At 39.9% G+C, this 18,875-nt stretch carries 18 protein-coding genes; 8 read left to right on the top strand and 10 right to left on the bottom strand.

All coding sequences use genetic code 11. The annotated features are described in order from the left end of the window. Positions 1-86: 86 nt before the first annotated feature. Positions 87-242, bottom strand: a complete 156-nt coding sequence (locus H6G76_RS21220; RefSeq protein ID WP_242056479.1) for a type II toxin-antitoxin system RelE/ParE family toxin — start codon at positions 240-242, stop codon at positions 87-89. A gap of 189 nt (positions 243-431) precedes the next feature. Next, a complete protein-coding gene (locus H6G76_RS21215; protein ID WP_190705113.1) occupies positions 432-4,004 on the bottom strand; it encodes an eIF2A-related protein in 3,573 nt (1,190 codons plus the stop codon). Between the two features lie 194 nt (positions 4,005-4,198). Here H6G76_RS21215 and nuoB point away from each other — a divergent pair, with 194 nt between their 5' ends. The 4 genes from nuoB (at position 4,199) to H6G76_RS21195 (ending at position 7,383) form a co-directional block, all read left to right on the top strand. Beyond that, on the top strand, positions 4,199-4,891 hold the full coding sequence (gene nuoB, locus H6G76_RS21210) for an NADH-quinone oxidoreductase subunit NuoB (protein WP_190705111.1): 693 nt from the start codon (positions 4,199-4,201) through the stop codon (positions 4,889-4,891). Positions 4,892-4,912: 21 nt separating this feature from the next. After that, the gene (locus tag H6G76_RS21205; protein WP_190705109.1) at positions 4,913-5,266 is read left to right on the top strand and encodes a hypothetical protein; all 354 of its coding nucleotides are present in this window, start codon (positions 4,913-4,915) and stop codon (positions 5,264-5,266) included. A gap of 37 nt (positions 5,267-5,303) precedes the next feature. After that, entirely contained in the window at positions 5,304-5,729 is a 426-nt protein-coding gene (locus H6G76_RS21200; protein WP_190705107.1) for a VOC family protein, read from the top strand. Between the two features lie 283 nt (positions 5,730-6,012). Continuing rightward, a complete protein-coding gene (locus H6G76_RS21195; protein ID WP_190705104.1) occupies positions 6,013-7,383 on the top strand; it encodes a cytochrome P450 in 1,371 nt (456 codons plus the stop codon). Here the strand turns inward: H6G76_RS21195 and H6G76_RS21190 are convergent. The 4 genes from H6G76_RS21190 to H6G76_RS21175 all read right to left on the bottom strand — a co-directional run bounded on the left by H6G76_RS21190 (position 7,380) and on the right by H6G76_RS21175 (position 9,873). Further along, a complete protein-coding gene (locus tag H6G76_RS21190; protein ID WP_190705100.1) occupies positions 7,380-7,823 on the bottom strand; it encodes a type II toxin-antitoxin system PemK/MazF family toxin in 444 nt (147 codons plus the stop codon). The two genes, H6G76_RS21195 and H6G76_RS21190, sit on opposite strands and share 4 nt — an antisense overlap. Continuing rightward, positions 7,817-8,059 carry an AbrB/MazE/SpoVT family DNA-binding domain-containing protein gene (locus H6G76_RS21185; protein WP_190705097.1) on the bottom strand — a complete coding sequence of 81 codons (243 nt, stop codon included), beginning with the start codon at positions 8,057-8,059 and terminating at the stop codon, positions 7,817-7,819. Before H6G76_RS21185 ends, H6G76_RS21190 begins: the two co-directional genes overlap by 7 nt. Before the next feature lie 126 nt (positions 8,060-8,185). Further along, entirely contained in the window at positions 8,186-8,764 is a 579-nt protein-coding gene (locus tag H6G76_RS21180) for a hypothetical protein (RefSeq protein ID WP_190705122.1), read from the bottom strand. 227 nt (positions 8,765-8,991) lie between these two features. After that, positions 8,992-9,873, bottom strand: coding sequence for a 4-hydroxybenzoate solanesyltransferase (locus H6G76_RS21175; RefSeq protein ID WP_190705094.1), 882 nt, complete (start codon positions 9,871-9,873; stop codon positions 8,992-8,994). A gap of 273 nt (positions 9,874-10,146) precedes the next feature. Here H6G76_RS21175 and H6G76_RS21170 point away from each other — a divergent pair, with 273 nt between their 5' ends. Continuing rightward, positions 10,147-11,796, top strand: a complete 1,650-nt coding sequence (locus tag H6G76_RS21170) for a Ppx/GppA phosphatase family protein (protein ID WP_190705092.1) — start codon at positions 10,147-10,149, stop codon at positions 11,794-11,796. 164 nt (positions 11,797-11,960) lie between these two features. Here H6G76_RS21170 and H6G76_RS21165 read toward each other — a convergent pair whose 3' ends face one another. After that, the gene (locus tag H6G76_RS21165; RefSeq protein WP_190705089.1) at positions 11,961-12,947 is read right to left on the bottom strand and encodes a hypothetical protein; all 987 of its coding nucleotides are present in this window, start codon (positions 12,945-12,947) and stop codon (positions 11,961-11,963) included. Positions 12,948-13,501: 554 nt separating this feature from the next. Further along, positions 13,502-14,509, bottom strand: coding sequence for a cyanophycin synthetase (locus H6G76_RS21160; protein ID WP_190705086.1), 1,008 nt, complete (start codon positions 14,507-14,509; stop codon positions 13,502-13,504). A gap of 533 nt (positions 14,510-15,042) precedes the next feature. Here H6G76_RS21160 and H6G76_RS21155 point away from each other — a divergent pair. Then, positions 15,043-15,279 (top strand): hypothetical protein, encoded by a 237-nt coding sequence (locus H6G76_RS21155; protein WP_190705084.1) that lies wholly within the window; start codon positions 15,043-15,045, stop codon positions 15,277-15,279. A gap of 204 nt (positions 15,280-15,483) precedes the next feature. Here the strand turns inward: H6G76_RS21155 and H6G76_RS21150 are convergent, their stop codons facing one another. Continuing rightward, the gene (locus H6G76_RS21150; RefSeq protein WP_190705081.1) at positions 15,484-16,632 is read right to left on the bottom strand and encodes an alanine--glyoxylate aminotransferase family protein; all 1,149 of its coding nucleotides are present in this window, start codon (positions 16,630-16,632) and stop codon (positions 15,484-15,486) included. Positions 16,633-16,636: 4 nt separating this feature from the next. On the opposite strand from H6G76_RS21150, the gene H6G76_RS37210 reads away from it, so the two are divergent. Together H6G76_RS37210 and H6G76_RS21140 are read left to right on the top strand one after the other, a co-directional pair. Then, entirely contained in the window at positions 16,637-16,969 is a 333-nt protein-coding gene (locus H6G76_RS37210; RefSeq protein WP_242056478.1) for an HPP family protein, read from the top strand. Between the two features lie 70 nt (positions 16,970-17,039). Next, positions 17,040-17,435, top strand: a complete 396-nt coding sequence (locus H6G76_RS21140; RefSeq protein WP_190705078.1) for a DUF1499 domain-containing protein — start codon at positions 17,040-17,042, stop codon at positions 17,433-17,435. 93 nt (positions 17,436-17,528) lie between these two features. On the opposite strand, the gene H6G76_RS21135 is transcribed toward H6G76_RS21140, so the two are convergent. Next, positions 17,529-18,605 carry a glycosyltransferase family 4 protein gene (locus tag H6G76_RS21135; protein WP_190705076.1) on the bottom strand — a complete coding sequence of 359 codons (1,077 nt, stop codon included), beginning with the start codon at positions 18,603-18,605 and terminating at the stop codon, positions 17,529-17,531. Positions 18,606-18,875: the final 270 nt, after the last annotated feature.

Genomic DNA, 18,875 nt, shown 5'->3' with positions numbered 1-18,875 from the left:
GCAAACGATGGAAATTGTGTTTGATGATTATTTGCCGCAATGGAATTACACTGCTAAACCACAGGTGACATAATTCTGGATTCTATTTAATCCGCATTCCTAAGTGTGTCAGCATGAGGACGTTTAAGTTGAGATCCAAATTCTTCCAATAACCTGGCTTTAGCAAGTAATTCATCTTTTACATCTTCAGGTAAAACATCAAATTCTGATTCAAAATCCTCATGAAATTCAACTTTCCACACTAATCTATTGTTGGCAATGTGATGTGTATTTTCATGAGTATACCAAGTAAATAAAATAACGCATTTTTTGTTTTTCTATCTTCTAAACTCAAATTAAATGCAGGCACTATTTCACCCCTGACCTTTAGTGATGTATCTGTTCAGGTTCAGCGCATCATAGGTATAGCGAAATGATAATCAACCTTAAACTTAAATGGTAATAGCACCCAAAGTTATCAATGTTGATTTCTGTGCTTCTGTTAAACCTGTGACTGCATGGATATTCATCGCTTCGTAAATCCGTTCAGCTTTCAGGGTTTTAATGCACTGCTTTGTTGTCATATCCCACAGTTTAATGGCAGCATAGCCATCTCCCGCAACCAAAATGTTACCGTCTGGGTTAAAGGCAGCGCACATCACCCAAGTTTGATGTTCATCTAAGGTGGCGGTGCAAGTACCTGCTGTAACATCCCAAAGTTTGATTGTGCCGTCACTACTGGTAGTGACTAGGGTACTACTATCAGGACTAAAAGCGATCGCCCACAGCATAGATTGATGACAATGAAGCGTATGCAGACATTCGCCTGTGACAATATCCCATAGCCTGACGCTACCCTCAATACTGCTAGCTGTGGCTAATATCTTACCGTCGGGGCTAAAAGTCACCCACCACACCCAATTGCGATGTCCGGTATAGGTGCGATCGCATTTTTGGGTTTTGATATCCCAAAGGCTGACTGTATAATCAAAACTGCCAAATGCTAGCTTTGTACCATCGGGACTAAAGGCTACTGACATACCCAGATGGACAGGAAAAGTTGCAATCAGTTGTCCGGTGACAGCATCCCATAACTTACCCCTGTTGTCATAGCTAGCACTGGCTAATAGTTTTCCATCGGGGCTAAAGGCTACCCCTGTCACCATACTGATGTGTCCTTGAATAATTTTATGACACTGGCCAGTTTTGACATTCCATAACCGAATTGTGCTGTCAGCACTGGCACTGGCAACTATACAACCATCGGGGGAAAAATCAACATCAAAAATTAAATCTGTGTGACCGTATAAGGTGCGACACGCACCATCTAATGTCCATAACCTAACTGTGCGGTCTTCATTTCCTGTAGCGATGATGGGAAAAATTGGGTTCCAAGCCACTGATTTAACCCAGTTATTTCTTCCTTTAAAAAGACGGAAACATTCACCACTCGCTACATCCCACAACCGCAGCGAGAAATCATCACCGCCACTGGCTAGTAAAGTTCCTTGGGGGTTAGCAGCGATCGCATCAATGGAGTTAGCATGACCTTGCAAGGTTTTAATGCATTTTTGGCTGCTAATATCCCAAAGTCGGATTGTGCAGTCAATACTACAACTAGCTAAAATTTCAGTTTCACCAACAAAGGCGATCGCTAGTATCCCATTGATATGTCCTGTTAAAATGCCGATACACTCACGCTGTTCTACATCCCAAAGCCGAATAGTTTGGTCTAAACTCCCACTGGCTAGTATTCCAGATTTACTAAACGCAACAGATTTAATCCAGTCTGTATGTCCTGAGAAAGTCTGAATACAAGCACCTGTAGCTAAATCCCATAACTTGACAGTATGATCCTCACTTCCACTAGCAAGGAGATTTCTATCTGGGTTTACAGCCACCGACCAAACTCTACTAGTGTGTCCTTGCAAGACTTGAATACACTGTCCTAGTTCAATATCCCAAAACCTGATTTTAAAATCAGTGCTACTGCTGACTAATGTATTCTCATCTAGAAAGATAAGACAAACAACACCGCCTGAATGTCCAGTGAAAGTTTGCCAACACTGCCCTGTTTGAACATCCCACAGCTTAATTATTCCATCTTGTCCTGCCGTAGCTAAAGTATTACTATCATGGCTAAATTTAACAGTCCAAACAAGACCTATATGTCCCTCAAATTCAATTAATTGTTGACCACTAACAACATCCCAAATAATTACAGTACCATCGAAATGTCCTGTAACTAAAGTTTTTCCATCAGGGCTAAATGTTAGGGAAATAATTGTTGAGAAGGTTTTCGCAAATACTGATTTGGATAAATCTGCATGGGCAAAATTTAATTGCTTGAGAGGTGTATCTTGAAGATATGCTTGCCAAATTGTTAGATAAGAAAAGTCATAACCAGTTAAATCAGTTTGCAGATAACAAAAAAGATTGAGAAGATTCCCACCTGCATATCCTGGTTCAGGAGAAGAGATAATGTGACTCTTCAATTGCCGTAAGCTTTGCGTAAGGTGAGTTTCAATAGCTGGTTTACTGCGTAGCTGGTGCAGTAAAGTTTCAATTATCGGTTGAATAATTAGCTTAGTTTGAGCAACGCGGATATAGTCTTTAGCGGTGGCTTTAATTAAGGAATGACTGTTAAAGATATATATCTTGCTATCAGTAATTTCTGTACAAACCTGCTGGATTAACTGTTCTGTAACAAACTCCATGACCACAGGTTGCAGCGTAAAAGAAACACCTGCGTTTGGAACTAATTTTTTTTCTATTAAACTGCGCTGACTGAGAGAGTCTAAAGCCTCTAAAAGTTTCATTGATGAGACTGGTAATACCAAATCAGCACGTAAATGGGTTAAGGTTACAGGTTCGCGGTTAATTGCTAACCAGTAAATCAAGTCTTTTTCTAATGGTGAAAGCCGATGAAATTGCTGGTGTAATAAGTCGTAAATAGTACCAAAAACGGTAGAGCCTTGAGCAAAAAACTCAGCAATATTGCCAGCGAACAACTCTTGAATAGTAGTGGCGATAATTTTGAGAGCTAAAGGATTACCTGCATAATGTTGAATTAGATTTTGCCAATCTGTATCAGCACCACAGAAAAAACTTTTAGTTCTAATTAATTGTAAAGCAGCGATCGCACCTAAGCCCTGAAGTTGCCACGACCGTACAGGCAGAGTTTCTCCTTCTAAGGCGATGACTTCTTGGGGTTTTTCTCGACTTGTCAATACCAAACAACTTTGATGAACTGTTTCACCTATCTGCTTGAGCAGATTTCCATAAGCTTCATAACCAGCTTGATAACGTCCAGAGCGATCGCCACTTGCTAAGATAGACTCAAAGTTATCCAGAATAACTAAACATCGGTGCTTTCTTAAATGCACCATAAATTGCGAAATCAAATCGCCAGTATTCGCCGCTAAATTTACTGGTTGTCCACTAGCAAAAAATTGCAGGAGATTTGCTAGTAATTCCTCCAAAGGCTGACTGTTGCGGAGACTGCGCCACACCACAAACTCAAACTGCTCTTGAATTTGTTGTGCTAACTTCACAGAGAGGGAAGTCTTACCAATTCCCCCCATCCCTAATAACGCCACCAACCGACAACGTTCATTAATAATCCAATACTCTAACTTACTAACTTCCTCTGTACGTCCAAAAAATATCGAAACATCCACAGCCTCACCCCAGTCTGCGGTGAGTTGTGAGTTTTGAGTAACACACTCTTCCCCTTCCCCCCTGCTCCCCTGCACCCCTGCTCTGACATAATCATTAGCAGTCAACTCCAAGCCAAAAGCTCTAAAGAAGTATTCCAGGGTTTGCTTGTCAACACCTTCGGTGCGCGCCAATACTTTAGAAACTGTAAAAGGAGCCAACTGAGTGCGGTAGCTTAGTTCTTCAAGAGTGAACCTAGCACTATCATTTTCTAAAATCTCCACTTGGTGTCTAGCCTCCTGAAGCTTTTTCATGCCTGGGAGACTGAGAATAACACCACGTTTGCGTTTTTGCTTGTGCAGTTCCATTGGCTTAGAAAACTAACGCCAAGTTTAGATTAATTTTACAGGTTTTAAGTTAGCAGCTTAAGACCTTTATCTTTACTGGCGGTGTTGGGCAACTCAAACGAAACTTTAATTATCAAGAAATTTAACGTACTTGCCTGCATATCTGCGGCAAATACAAATGGAATATACATAGTAATTGTTGGGGGTCTCATTTTATGACAAACTCAATCATCAACCCTGTCGAGAATATCGAAGTTACACAAAATCTCTCAGAAAATTTCATCCTCACAACCTTGGATGATTTATATAACTGGGCGAAAATGTCCAGTTTGTATCCGATGATGTTTGGTACAGCCTGTTGTTTCATGGAGTTTATGGCTGCTTATGCATCTCGCTTTGACTTAGAGCGATTTGGGATGATTCCCCGTGCTACTCCCCGACAAGCAGATTTGTTAATTACAGCAGGCACAATCACAATGAAGTATGCACCGAATTTGGTGCGACTTTACGAACAAATGCCAGAACCAAAATATGTGATTGCAATGGGAGCTTGCACCATTACCGGCGGAATGTTTAGTGTTGATTCGCCTTCGGCGGTGCGTGGTGTAGATAAATTAATCCCAGTTGATGTTTACATTCCCGGATGTCCACCCCGGCCAGAAGCAGTTATTGATGCAATTATTAAACTGCGAAAAAAGATTGCCAACGAAAGCATTCAAGAACGGCAGCAAACTGGGCAAACTCACCGTTTTTACAGCACTCGTCATCAAATGAAGGCAGTTACACCTGTGCTTGATGGAAAATATCTCACAAGTTCATCCCGCGAAACTCCACCCCAGGAAATTGCTCAGGCGAAAGGATTAGAATTACCCTTGGCATTGCCAGAAGTTGAACGGGAGTTAGAATAATTTGTAATTATTCATTAAGAAATGCAGAGTTTATCTAGGTTTCAGGCAAAGGTTGAATCTGTAGAACACGAAATTTCAAGCTCGGAACACGAAACTTTAACCTCAGAACTCGGAACTTTAACCTCAGAACTCGGAACTTCAACCTCAGAACTCAAAACACCAAGCTCAGAACTCAAAACACCAAGCTCAGAACTCAGAACTTCAACCTCAGAACTCAAAACACCAAGCTCAGAACTCGGAACTTCAAGCTCAGAACTCAAAACACCAAGCTCAGAACTCGGAACTTTAACCTCAGAACTCAAAACACCAAGCTCAGAACTCGGAACTTCAAGCTCAGAACTCAAAACACCAAGCTCAGAACACAAAATATCATAATCATAAATATATTAATGATTATGAGAAGGAAACCCTAATGCCTGATCTTGGCTTTACTCACGTTGCACTTGGGGTAAGTGACATCAATAAAAGCATTTCTTTCTATGAAAGGTATGCTGGTATGCAAGTAGTACATCGCCGCAGTGATGTAACTCATCCAACAGAAGTTGCTTGGCTTAGTGATTTAACTCGACCATTCGTGATTGTGCTACTCCAATTAGATAAAGCACAATGCCAACCCGCGCCTAGTTTTCACCTCGGCGTAGCCTGTAAAAGCCGCGAAGAAGTAGACCGCCTTTGCCATGAAGCCCAGTCAGAGGGTTTTTCTATACTAGGGCCACATGATTACGGTTCTCCGGTTGGTTACTGGGCTTTTATCCGCGACCCTGACGGTCATAATCTTGAGCTTGCTTATGGTCAAGAAGTAAATTTCACTATTTCCCAAGCTAAACAACAGGAGTGATTTATTTTAGAAGCGATCGCTATTTATAAATTCGCAGTTAACGAGCGATCGCATCGGCTAGAATTTCTCAGCGTAACTTTGTCTTGAAAAGTTTGCTCAACGGGGGGAACCCCCGCACGCAACGCCAGTAGACCAAGGCGAACAAGTCGGGGAACCCGACGGCAGTCGCTTTATGCCGGGAAACCCGTCCACCGCGCTGCCTCCCCAACGCACTGGCTCAACTTTTCGCTGCGATTACCTCCTATCCCTCTGCGTTGCAAAAAGCCAACTAGGAGTATAACTAATGATTACTCTCAAACAAAATTCTCCAATCCTTCCTAAACTACCAGTTGAAGCACGCGAACCAGAATGGCTGCAAACAATCCGAGCAATTCTGCAACCAATAGAGAACTTAGATAGACATCAAGAGCTATATGGAGATATATTTCTCTCTAGATTTGTGGGATTTCCACGACAGATCATTTTGAGTAATCCGCAAGGAATTCAAGAACTATTTACTGCTGATTCTAAATTCTTAGAATCAGGCTCAGGAAGTGATATTGTTTTACCTTTATTAGGAACAAACTCGTTAATTTTAATGGATGGCGATCGCCACCTAAAACAGCGTAAACTTTTGATGCCTCCCTTCCACGGTGATCGCATGAAAGCTTATGGTAAAGTTATTGAAGAAATTACTAAACAAGTTACTAGTGAATGGACAGTCGGGCAATCATTTGTCGCTCATCCGCAAATGCAAAGTATTTCTCTAAAAGTAATTTTACGCACTGTTTTTGGGCTACAAGAAGGAGAACCTTACGAACAAATTCAGCAAATCTTAATTGAGATGTTGAATACTTTTAATGAGCCTTTGAGTGCGGTTTTCCTATTTTTTAAATCATTACAACGCGATTTAGGTGCTTGGAGTCCTTGGGGTAAATTTCTCCGCCGTAGACAACAGCTTGATGAACTAATTTACCAAGAAATTCGTGAACGCCGCAATCAACCTCAAGGTGAAGACATCCTGAGTTTGCTATTGGCTGCAAGGGATGAAAATGGTCAACCCATGAGTGATGTAGAGTTACGTGACGAATTGATGACTATGCTGTTCGCTGGTCATGAAACGACTGCGATCGCATTAGCTTGGGCGTTATATTGGGTTCACTATCACCCAGAAGTGCGCGAAAAATTATTGCAAGAACTCAACTCAATTGATATTGCTAATGCAGACCCCACAACAATTACTCAACTTCCATATTTAAATGCTGTCTGTTCCGAAACGCTGCGAATTTATCCAATTGTTTTCTTTGCTTTACCGCGCATTCTTCAAGCACCGATGCAATTGATGGGTTACGATTTGCCTAAAGGAATGATGGTATCTGTCTGTATCTATTCCACACACCATAATCCTGATATTTATCCCGAACCTAAGCGTTTTCGTCCAGAACGTTTTCTCGAACGGCAATTTTCACCCTATGAATATTTGCCTTTTGGTGGGGGAAATCGTCGCTGTTTAGGAATGGCGTTTGCTTTATTTGAAATGAAGTTAGTTTTGGCAACAATTTTATCGCAATACTCGCTAGAATTGCTGGATAAAGTTCCTCTCAAACCAGTGCGTCGGGGGATAGTATTTGCGCCATCTGGCGGCGTACATTTAAAAGTGAAGGAGAAGTTTTAGAAAATTAATGTTTCCAGCCTCGCTTGTACTTCTTCTAGTAAATCTTGAGAAATCTTCTCCACAAATCTTACCTTTCTAGCTCGCCAATCTAGGGTTTTAATTTGGTCTGATAAGATAACTCCTTTCGTTTGCATTCCTTCCCCAAGTGGAACTTCAAAATTAAGTCCTTTTGAATTGCTTGTAATAGGACATACTAAAACCAGAGAAGCCATTCGATTGTATTGAAGGGGAGATATGACAAGAACAGGGCGGTAGCCAATTTGCTCGCGCCCTTGTTGTTGTAGTTCATTATTTAAAGTTCTGGCAATATCATCAAATGGCATTCCTGACGCATGAAGGGTAAATGCACGTCGAATTGAGTCAGCCGTGAACTGTTGTGCAGAACCAAACTCTAATTTGACAATATCTCCTCTGTCGGGAAAGTAAGAACTAGCTACCAATCTTCATTCCCCACAGCGTTTCCTGTGTCAAATTCTGGATGAAAATTATCAGGAGTCATCCCTTCAAGCAATTCATCAAGTGTGTATTTTTTTCTCTTCTGTGGTGTAATTACAATACTGCCACCTTCCACACTAAAGTTTATCGTTGTCCCTTCTGTCACGTGTGCTTGTTCAGCTATATATCTGGGAATGCGAACAGCTAAACTATTTCCCCATTTAGCAACAAATGCTGTCATAGCTATCTCCAAATGTTGTGTGAGAGAGCCACACGTCTAAACTTCAACATTTTGTAATAGTTACTGTCTGACGTATATACTTTGAAGATACAAATTAAAATGGTTGATGTCAACATCCCATCCGCTTTACCATTTTTCAGCCCAATAAACAATTTCTGAATCTGAACTATTAATTGCTACGCCATAGCTATCACCATGATTCCATTTAAAGCCAGGATTGCCTTTATCTTGGGCATTGAATACTAATATTTCATAACTAGGGGGAAAAGCTTCGCCAGCATTATCACCTGTGTAGAAAAAAGTAGTTGGGACACCGTTAGGAAAGTTGGCGTGGTCGTTGGTGTCGCCGCCTAAATATTTATATTTGGCAAGTTTTCTATATTGGGTGAGTAAATTTTGAATCTGTTCTGGGGATTTTTTAACTCTTGCTTGAAAGAAACTACTAGCTTGTGCAACTCCTGGTGAGTAAGCGATGCGAACATTTTTAGCATCAGCAGGAATTTCATGAGGAAAATGTTGAATTTCTGATTGACTTGCCCAAAGTTGATTGCGGATTTCACTGTAGCGGTTCGGATTATTGATGATTTGTGATTCAGTGGTACTACTGAATGCTTTTCTGAGAAAAAAACTTCCCCCAACAATACCAAGACTGCCAAGGGAGAGGAAAACTATCGTGGCGGCTTTAGCAAGGTGCGATCGCTGCATTGAGTTGGATACTTCCAATTTTCATGGGCATATATCCAACTAGTAAACTACTCCTTCGTACAATTGCGGAGGTAACACTAAAGATATTGATGGAATCTTTGTGTAAACCGGGAAATTACGGGAGATTTGTAAAAGTATTGTAAATTGTCCTGATGTGGGGAATGGAGGGTTTTGGTTTTTTAAACGCGGAGGTATCCGGAGGTAAACGCAGAGTGACGCAGAGTTTTTTAGAAAGATCCTGCAATCATGCCTGCTAGGAGTATGAAGCCTATCCAAACGTTTTGTCGGAACATTTGGGCGTAAGCGGCGTTAGGCAAATGTGGCTGTATTAATCGCCAATACTGCCAAACCCAGGCGATGGTAGCTAGTGCTAGGCTTATCCAAAAGGCGAGGTGAAGATTGATTGCAGCACCCAGCCAAGCTAATAACAAAACTGTGCCAGCGAAGAAAATCCCGATGGCGGTTGGGGCATATTTGCCAAAAAATAAAGCACTAGAATTAATACCTATGCGTCGGTCATCTTCCTTGTCGCTCATGGCATAAACAGTATCAAATCCTAATGTCCACAGTACTGTTGCACCCCAAAGTAACCAAGTTGGCTGGGAAATGTTTTGAGTGACTGCACTCCAGCTAATTAAGACGGCAAAACCCCAAGCGATAGACAGTACCAGTTGCGGCACAGGAAATACTCGCTTTGCCCCTGGATAGAGGAGAATTACGGGAACTGCTGCGACAGATAGCCAGAAGCTTAGAGGATTAAGATAAAATGCAAGAATAGCCGCACAGGCTAGTGCCACGATCGCTACTACAATGCCAACTTTGATAGATAAGGCGCGAGATGCTAAGGGGCGATCGCGTGTTCTCTCGACTTCAGGATCAATATCTTTATCCCACAAATCGTTAACCACGCATCCAGCCGCACTGGTGGCGAGAGTACCTAAAACAATCACTCCCACCAAAGGTAAAGGCGGTTGACCAGCAGCCGCCAAAAACACAGCCCACAGGGCAGGAATCATCAAAATCAGCCGCCCTTCCGGTTTGTGCCACCTTAAAAGCCGCATAATCACAAGCCATACAGGTTCCTGGTTGCGTTCTGGCGTAGTCAACATAGAATTCTAGAAAAAATTAATTTTGATGAATTAACACAACTTTACATCTATAGAATAACTTTATTTGTTATTTGTAAAAACACAACCTAAATTTGCAACGTTGCACACATTTCAATCGTCACTCAACTTGTAAATGGCAGGGTAAATCTACCTAACTCAGGTAGCGTCTGAACACGATCAGCCTGAAAATGCATCTGTGGCAACCAGTTTCAAATTCCATAATTCCGACACACCATCTTTTATCGTCCTTCCTAAATAGAGAGAGAAAACTAGATGCTAAATTTAGTTTCGGCTAACTGGGAAAGTGTGAAAACGCAACCAGTTCAGCAACACCGGATTATTGCTGCCATTGATATGGGAACCAATTCTCTGCACATGGTAGTAGTAAAAATTGACGCGACTTTACCAGCTTTTAGCATCATTACCAGAGAAAAAGAGACTGTGAGGCTGGGCGATCGCGATTTAATCACTGGCGAGTTAAAACCAGAGATCATAGCAAAAGCGATCGCTTGTTTGCGGCGTTTTCAAACACTCGCTCAAACTTTCAATGCTGAAACTATTATTGCTGTGGCGACGAGTGCAGTGCGCGAAGCCCCCAATGGCAAAGATTTTCTCCACCAGATAGACAGCGAATTAGGTTTAAGCGTTGACTTAATTTCTGGTCAAGAAGAAGCACGCCGCATCTATTTAGGAGTGCTGTCGGGGATGGAATTTAACAACCAGCCCCACATCATTATTGATATTGGTGGCGGTTCCACAGAAATTATTTTGGGCGATAGCCATGAACCAAGGGCTTTGACTAGTACTAAGGTGGGTGCAGTCAGGCTGACTACTGAATTAATCACCACCGACCCCATCAATAACATTGAGTTTCAATATTTGCAAGCTTACGCACGGGGAATGCTAGAACGTTCTGTAGAAGAAGTGCTAGCAAATATTCAGTCGGGTGAGTCTCCGCGTTTGGTGGGAACATCCGGCACAATTGAAACCATAGCGTTGATTAATGCGCGCGAAAAGTTGGGTGTTGAACCTTCTACACTCAATGGCTATGAATTCAGCCTAGAAGAGTTGCGGGAATGGGTGAATCGTTTGGCGAAAATGTCCAATGTCGAAAGGGCTACGATCCCAGGTATGCCAGAGAAGCGGTCAGAAGTCATCTTAGCTGGTGCGATCGTACTTCAAGAAGCGATGATACTGTTGGGTGTAAATTCTGTAACTTTATGTGGACGCGCTTTGCGGGAAGGGGTAATTGTCGATTGGATGCTAGCCCACGGTTTAATCGAAGACCGATTGCGCTTTCAAAGTTCAATTCGCCAGCGCAGTGTGCTGAAGCTGGTAAATAAATATCATATCAATATCGAACATAGCGATCGCGTAGCTGTATTCGCCCTGAGTTTATTTGACCAAACTCAAGGCATCCTTCACAACTGGGAAGATGAAGAGCGTCAATTATTGTGGGCAGCAGCTATCTTACACAATTGTGGTCATTATATTAGCCATTCATCTCACCACAAACATTCTTACTATTTAATTCGCAATGGGGAACTGCTAGGCTATACCGAAACTGAGATAGAAATTATTGCGAATATAGCCCGTTATCATCGCAAATCACCACCTAAGAAAAAGCACGAAAACTTCCGTAATTTATTAGGTAAGAATCATCGCCAAATAGTCAGTCAATTAAGTGCGATTTTAAGATTAGCTGTAGCCTTAGATAGGCGGCAAATTGGAGCTATCTCTCAAATTCAGTGTAAATATTATCCTGATGATCAAGAGTTTCACCTATTAGTTTTTCCCTCTTACCCTGATGATGATTGCACATTAGAAATGTGGAGTTTAGATTACAAAAAAGGTGTATTTGAAGCAGAATTCGGTCTTAGGCTATTTGTCACTTTAGAACCTTCTAAAGTAGCCATCAGCTAATACCAAAATAAGTAGTGGTGTGTTATGCCGAAGGCTAACGCACCTTATTAATCGTGTATTATTGAAAAATAAAGCTTTATTGTTTAATCCAATGTTTTAAAGAAAACGGTCAAAAACATTAGAGTTAAATACAATAATATTATACTTTTTATAGTCAGATCTATTTATGGCAGACTATCAGTTTTACTATGCGACTCAGGGGAAGTTTTCAGGTCAGATATTTTATAGAATACGCTGCCTTGAGGGTCTCCAGCCGTTAGTATTTCTACTGATTGATGTTGATCATTTATAAACTTAAAGCTACAGATACCTAAGCCAGTACCAGAACAAAATAAATACTCTTTGTAGCCTTGATTAATAACTAAATCTTGGTACGTAGGTCTATCATACTCGGATTCATCTATTGGCTCATTGTGAGCTTTCCATCCATTATTAAATAAAATTTCACGTACTTTAGAGTAAGGCATCCCTTCAGTCAGTTGAGTTAATTCAGGATTAAATTTACTGATTTTACCAGGGAATAATTTTTCGTATGTAATGGCATCTAACTCAACTCTTTCTCGCCAATCAAATTTAGCCCACTCAGACCCTTCTTTTTTTAAAGAATTGGCAGCTTCTTCAAGATAAATTATAGTTCTATTTACTACTGGCTCTGTTTCAATCTCATAAGTTGCTAAGTCTTGATGAAACATAGGAGTTAAATCATTAAAATTCTCTTTATCTCCTATTATATCAATGGTTTTTTCTATATATTTTTTACTACTAATATCTAATTCCAATACTTTCTTTTGCGTATTAATTATATTCATGTCGCTACTGTTCCAACTAGTACTGACTTCAATCACCAGTATTTGTTTGCTTTTATTTAAAAAAACGAAACAATCATCCCATTTTTCTTCATATAAATCTCCTAATCCACTGTCGCCTAATTCGCTGCCAGTTACTAAAATATTGTTGAGTTTATCAGGAGATCCTTTACCTATACTTTTATTCCAGTATTTACAACTGTACTTTGTAGAAGTTATTTCTGATTCTGGTATGATTGTGGATTCTTTTGATACTTTGGATTCAAACTTACAGCTTCCGGTAGTTGAAATTACGCTTCCTATAAGTAAAAATATAATCAAACCTTTGCATTTAATTTTGCTCATAAAATTTTGAGTATTTATGCTACTTGGTCTAGTATTAGCTATTTAGATGAGTACCGCATCAGCAACAACAACTATATTAATTTTCAAGGAGTTGACAAAATAGGTAATTACCCTTTCAATTGCAAATTGTAAGAGTTTCATATTTATATGTGTTAAAAGCAACGATGTGGCAACACCCGTTAACAGTTACATTATGGTTATGTAACCTGCTCTACTTTAGTGATTAAGCATCTTGCAGCAGTTTAGTGTAAGTATTAAAACTGGTAGCATAAGAAAGAAAATAGTGGATTAAGACGTGTCAGAAACCTATCATAAAAAAGCAAAAAAAACTTAATAACTTGCAAGCCAAACTGAAAACTTTATAGGTATTAAGTAGCTTAAAATGCAATACGGTTCAGTTAGTAATCTCTTCTTTCTCTTTGCGCTCTTTGGGTTTCGTTAAAAAAATTGATTTTAACCAAGAGTTTGAGACTTAACTGAACTGTATTGGCTTAAAATGCTAATCCTACTATTTGTTTATATTTAACCAAATCGAGAAATCGTACTTATGTTAATTAATTAGTCCGCACACATATCTGCTCATTTTCCAAAGCTTTAAGAATTTTGAAATATAACTTTTCTACTCTTTCTGCCTGAACATCACCAATAGAGGCATAGTGAGTTAAACCAGGAGAACCATTAACTTCGATAATTACGTAATTGTTCATCGGCATGGTTATATCATCAGTAATGATATCTAAACCTGCCAATCTCAAACCCATATCTTTAGTAATATTTATTGCTAATTTTTGAAAGTCAGGATGGATATTTTCAGTGAAATCTAACCCATCTCCTCCACTTGATAAATTAGCATTATCTAGAAGATAAGCAACCTGATTTTCCGGTAAAATACTATCGAATTTGAGCTTTTGTCGTCTTAGTTTTTGTTTGATACGGAAATCATTAAAATCTATACTCTTTTTTCTGCCATTAGCAAGAAAATATTCTTCTTTTTGCTGTAAGAGTTCTAAAATAGTAGACTTACCATTTCCCACCACATATAAGGGAACTCTTTGATATACCGCCATTACTTCATCATCGATAACTACGATTCTGTAATCATTTCCAACATAAAATCTTTCGACAATAAGACCGGGCGTAATTCGTAGTATTTTTTTTGCAACTTGATAGTATTCTGTTTTGTTATAAGCTTTGACAACAAATCTACCTTGGCTGAGATTAATTGGCTTAACAATTACAGGAAAACCTAATTCTTTTGCATATTCAAATCCTGCATCAATATTTCTTTTACTGCCAATTTTTTCACACAGTTTTTTGCTAAAAAAAGTTTTTCCTTCAGTGGTTTTATAACCAAATTGTTTGAGGAAGAAGTTAGAGTAAGCTTTATCTTTTGCTATTTCGGCAGAACCGAACCCATTAATATTTAGTTTGGTACTACTAAAACAAGCTTTATTCCCGTTTTTAAATGTAATATGTCCGACAAATTCGTATTCTGGATCTACGATAACTACTGCACCTATTTGTGCAGCTATTTTTTGAATTATTGAGGTTACTAATGGCATTTTTTATATATACAAGTATAATTCGCAGAAATTTTAACGGATTGGCAAGGCTTGGTCAAGTTAATAAAATTAAGCACTAAAAAATCACTTTTTTCAAAGCGACGAAAAGTTAGAGTAATTAATTGCTAAAAAGTTTGCAAAAATTAATATTATTTTTGAGTCTGAAAGAATTTTGTAACAGTCAGATTTTTCCGTAAGTAAATCAATTTACGTATACTTTAAAACATAAAGGAATTTTCCTGTTTGTATTAAAGTTGCTTGTAGAAGTAGGTGAGACTAATGGAAATGCCACACTTGTTCATAATTCTAAATTTGGATTGGCTTTTTGTATTCTTTACTTGCTAGTAAAGGGTTTGAGACGAAGGGAAAGTCTAATTTCAAGAAAAGTTCTTGTAAAAAGTTACCTTCAGTCTTGACAATCCAAAAATAATGGAATAACAAGGTGGCAGCAGCCTGAAAAAAGGCGTTATTACATCCCCGCCAAGAGACTCAGTAACGCCTTTACTGAAAATTACACACGGATATCATAAATCATGCCACAAAACATCGAATTAAAAGCCACCCCTCAAGAAAATCACGCGATCGCTTACAAAGAGCGGCTAAATGGTTGGGCAATTGCTCGTTTACAGCCCAATGCAGAACGAGAAATCGTAGCACGCTTCCGCAGTCGTTCTGATGCAGATGGCTATATGCAGCGTCTGTCCCAAATGATGCCTAATGCTTCTTTTGTTGTTGTCTTTGATTGTCAGCGTGACGAAGTTGTAGCTTAAAGTGTCGGCAGAAGTGATATCTGACGACAAGCTTTTATTGAACAGTAGATTCTCAGTAAGATTAAGGGTGCGTAGACGCTTTGCGACTTGCCGTGAGGCATCGCCGTTATTTATAAAAATAGGCAGTGGGAAGTAGGGAGTGGGGAGTAGTGAAAAATCAGTCAATTTTTTCTAAGTCTCCCTAATCCCCAGCCTCTGTGATAACTATTTAGGCAAAACCTTTGCCAGTGCTTCTATCAGTCGGTCAACGCTTTCTTTACGGCTATTAAAGCCCATCAGCCCGACGCGCCAGACTTTACCGCCTAGTTCTCCAAGCCCGCCGCCAACTTCAATTCCATGTTCTGTTAATAACTGGCGTGCAATGGCTTTACCATCTACTCCTTCAGGGATGCGGACTGTGGTGAGAGTTGGTAAACGGTACTCACGCTCAACGTGCATACTCAGTCCCAAGCTTTCCAAGCCTTCCCAGAGGTATTCGACATTCTTTTGATGACGCTGCCAGCAGTTTGCTAGTCCTTCCTCTGCTACTAAACGCAGTGCTTCCCGTAAACCATAGTACAAGTTAATCGGTGCTGTGTGGTGATAAACACGTTCGCTACCCCAGTACTTACTTAGCAAATTCATATCCAAGTACCAGTTTGTTACCTTCGTGCTGCGACGCTGCAATTTCTCCCAAGCACGGGGACTCATGGTAAAAGGAGAAGCCCCAGGTGAGCAACCCAAGCCTTTTTGACTACAGCTATAGGCTAAGTCAACTCCCCACTCATCTAAAAATATGGGAACACCGCCAAGACTGGTGACAGTATCAACTAACAATAGCGTGCCGAATTCTCGGCACAGTTCACCCACCCCTTCCAAAGGTTGACGCGCACCGGTAGAAGTTTCGGCGTGAACTAAAGCCAAAATTGTCGGACGATGGGTTTCTACCGCCGCACGGAGTTCTTCTAGAGAGAAAACTTGACCCCAAGGTTTATTAATGGTGCGTACATCTGCGCCATATCGCCCAGCCATATCAACTAAACGATTACCAAAATATCCTGCCACACCAATTAACACTACGTCACCAGGTTCTACAGCATTAGCAATGGTGGCTTCCATTGCGGCAGAACCTGTACCACTAACGGCGATAGTCAAAGGATTTTCGGTTTGCCAGACATAACGTAGTAAGGACTGAATTTCATCCATCACACCTAAAAAATCTGGGTCAAGATGTCCCAGGGGTGTGGTACTCATAGCCTGGAGAACTGTAGGATGAGCATTGGAAGGGCCAGGCCCTAACAGCAGTTTGGATTGGATTTCTAGCGGTTTGAGTTGTAAACGCTGACTGTCGTTAATCGAGATTGTTTGCGACATAATATTGTTTTCGTCTAGACAATACTTACCGCATCATAAAGCGATCGCATCACCGTTGTATCGTCTGAAGAATCCCTCATTTGCAAGAAGACCTAATAACTGCCAAGTTTTACAATGTCAACGCAGCGTGACAGACGAGATGGTATGTGCGATCGCACTCATGATTATCTTAGATGCGATGCACTCTCCGGCTGTCGCTACTTCTTTAAGTTTTGCTTTAAAGGCTGGCAATGTGAGTAATTTAGTTTTACTTGGTTTAGCAATTAGAATTACTGCTGTATTAGTAGGATTAGAGCGTTATACCTTATGGCTATTAGCACATTACAGCCACAAATAAAAAAGTACAAATCAATGCGTGTAAAGTAAATATTAACTGTGTACTTATTCAACTATCAGATAACAAAGTTATGATATTTGCAGGTAAGCGTCCCAATAATTTAGGCGTGCGTGATGGCAAGTTAGCACCTTGCCCTAACTCTCCTAATTGTGTATCTAGCCAAAGTAACGATGCAGTTCACCAAATTGCGCCACTAACTTTTACTACTACTCCCGAACAAGCGATCGCCAATCTCAAAACTATTATTCAATCCTTACCCAGGACAACAATTATTACTGAAAATCAAGACTATATATATGCAGAATTTAAAACTGCTTTGATGGGATTTGTTGATGACGTAGAGTTTTATCTAGACCGTAATGCTAATGTTATCCAAGTGCGTTCAGCCTCACGCTTAGGTCAAAGTGATTTGGGCGTTAATCGCAAAAGGATAGAAACAATTCGCGCCAAACTCAACGAATTATAATCTGTTATTTTGTCATTTGTCATTTGTTATTAGTACTGCAAATGACGAATGACAAATAACGTATAAGCCTAACTTTCACAAATTAGGATTGGCTTAATTCAATAAACCAACTTTACTGCGGATATGACCATTTTTCGCAAATTTATGTTGCAGAATTTGTCGATAAACTTCTTCATAACCGTCAGTCATACTTTGATAACTAAAATAATTCTGCACATACTGACGACAAGCATAACGGTCTAATTCGGCTGCTTTATCAATAGCATCTATGCATTCTGTGACATTGTTGCAGACAAAACCAGTCTTACCGTGAGCAATGACTTCAGATGTAGATCCCATTTTCATAGCTATCACTGGTGTACCTGCTGCCATTGATTCTACCATCACCAATCCAAAGGGTTCTCGCCAAGTGATGGGGAATAAAGTAGCGACTGCACCTCCCATCAAGACATTTTTTTGTTGATGGTTAGCTTCACCTAAATACTGAATTTGTTCGCCATCAATTAAAGGTTTAATTTCCCGTTCAAAATATTCCACATCAACTGGATCTACCTTACCAGCCATTTTTAAACACCAGCCAGATTGTTTAGCAATAGTTATAGCTAAATGTGGCCCTTTCTCTGGAGACAACCGACCTAAAAATGCTAAATAAGGTGGTTCATCCGGTTTAGGATAAAACTTGTAGCTGCTAACATCAATACCGTTGTAAACTGTATCCGCATAATTCAAATCTAAAGTTAATTCTCTTTGGGCATTAGAAATGCTAACAAAACGTTGACGTTTCGCGTGTTGAAATAGCTTCTGATTATCAGGTGTAAAAACTCCATGTAGGGTATGAACTGTGGGAGTACTTACAAGGTTTGCATAAGGTAGTGCAGCGCAGCCCATATGAGAATGAATAATATCAAATTCATCTGCTCGTTCGTACACCGAGGCTAACTGCAACATTTCATAAACGCTATATTCTTTAACATCTTTATCAAGTCTGATTGCACGAGGATGCACTGATTCTAGCTTGGCTAAAGTGATAGAATCGCCTGTGGCAAACAAGGTAACTTCATGTCCACGCCTGACTAATTCATCGGTCAGTAACCCCACTACTAACTCTATCCCCCCGTAAGCTGGAGGTGGTACTCGCTCCCATAGCGGGGAAACTTGAGCTATTCTCATCACAAACCTCCTAAAAAATAAATTTTGAATTAATAGTGCTTTATTTTTGGTTCACAGTTGTTGAGCATTCAAAAGTGATGAGCATTAAGTGAAAATAACTCCCTTAACTCGAAACTCAGCACTTTTTTACAACCACTACTAACTCAGTTTGAAAACAAAATTTATTAACTAATTGTATTAATATTTTAGGTTGGAACTGATGAATTAGTTGTCTATCTTTGTAGAGAAATTACACTCTCCGCAAGAGGTAAAATTAGTTCTAAATTGATA

The organism is Nostoc sp. FACHB-152 (genome assembly GCF_014697475.1).
Taxonomy (GTDB): domain Bacteria; phylum Cyanobacteriota; class Cyanobacteriia; order Cyanobacteriales; family Nostocaceae; genus Nostoc_B.
This window is presented reverse-complemented; position numbering and strand designations above follow the sequence as displayed.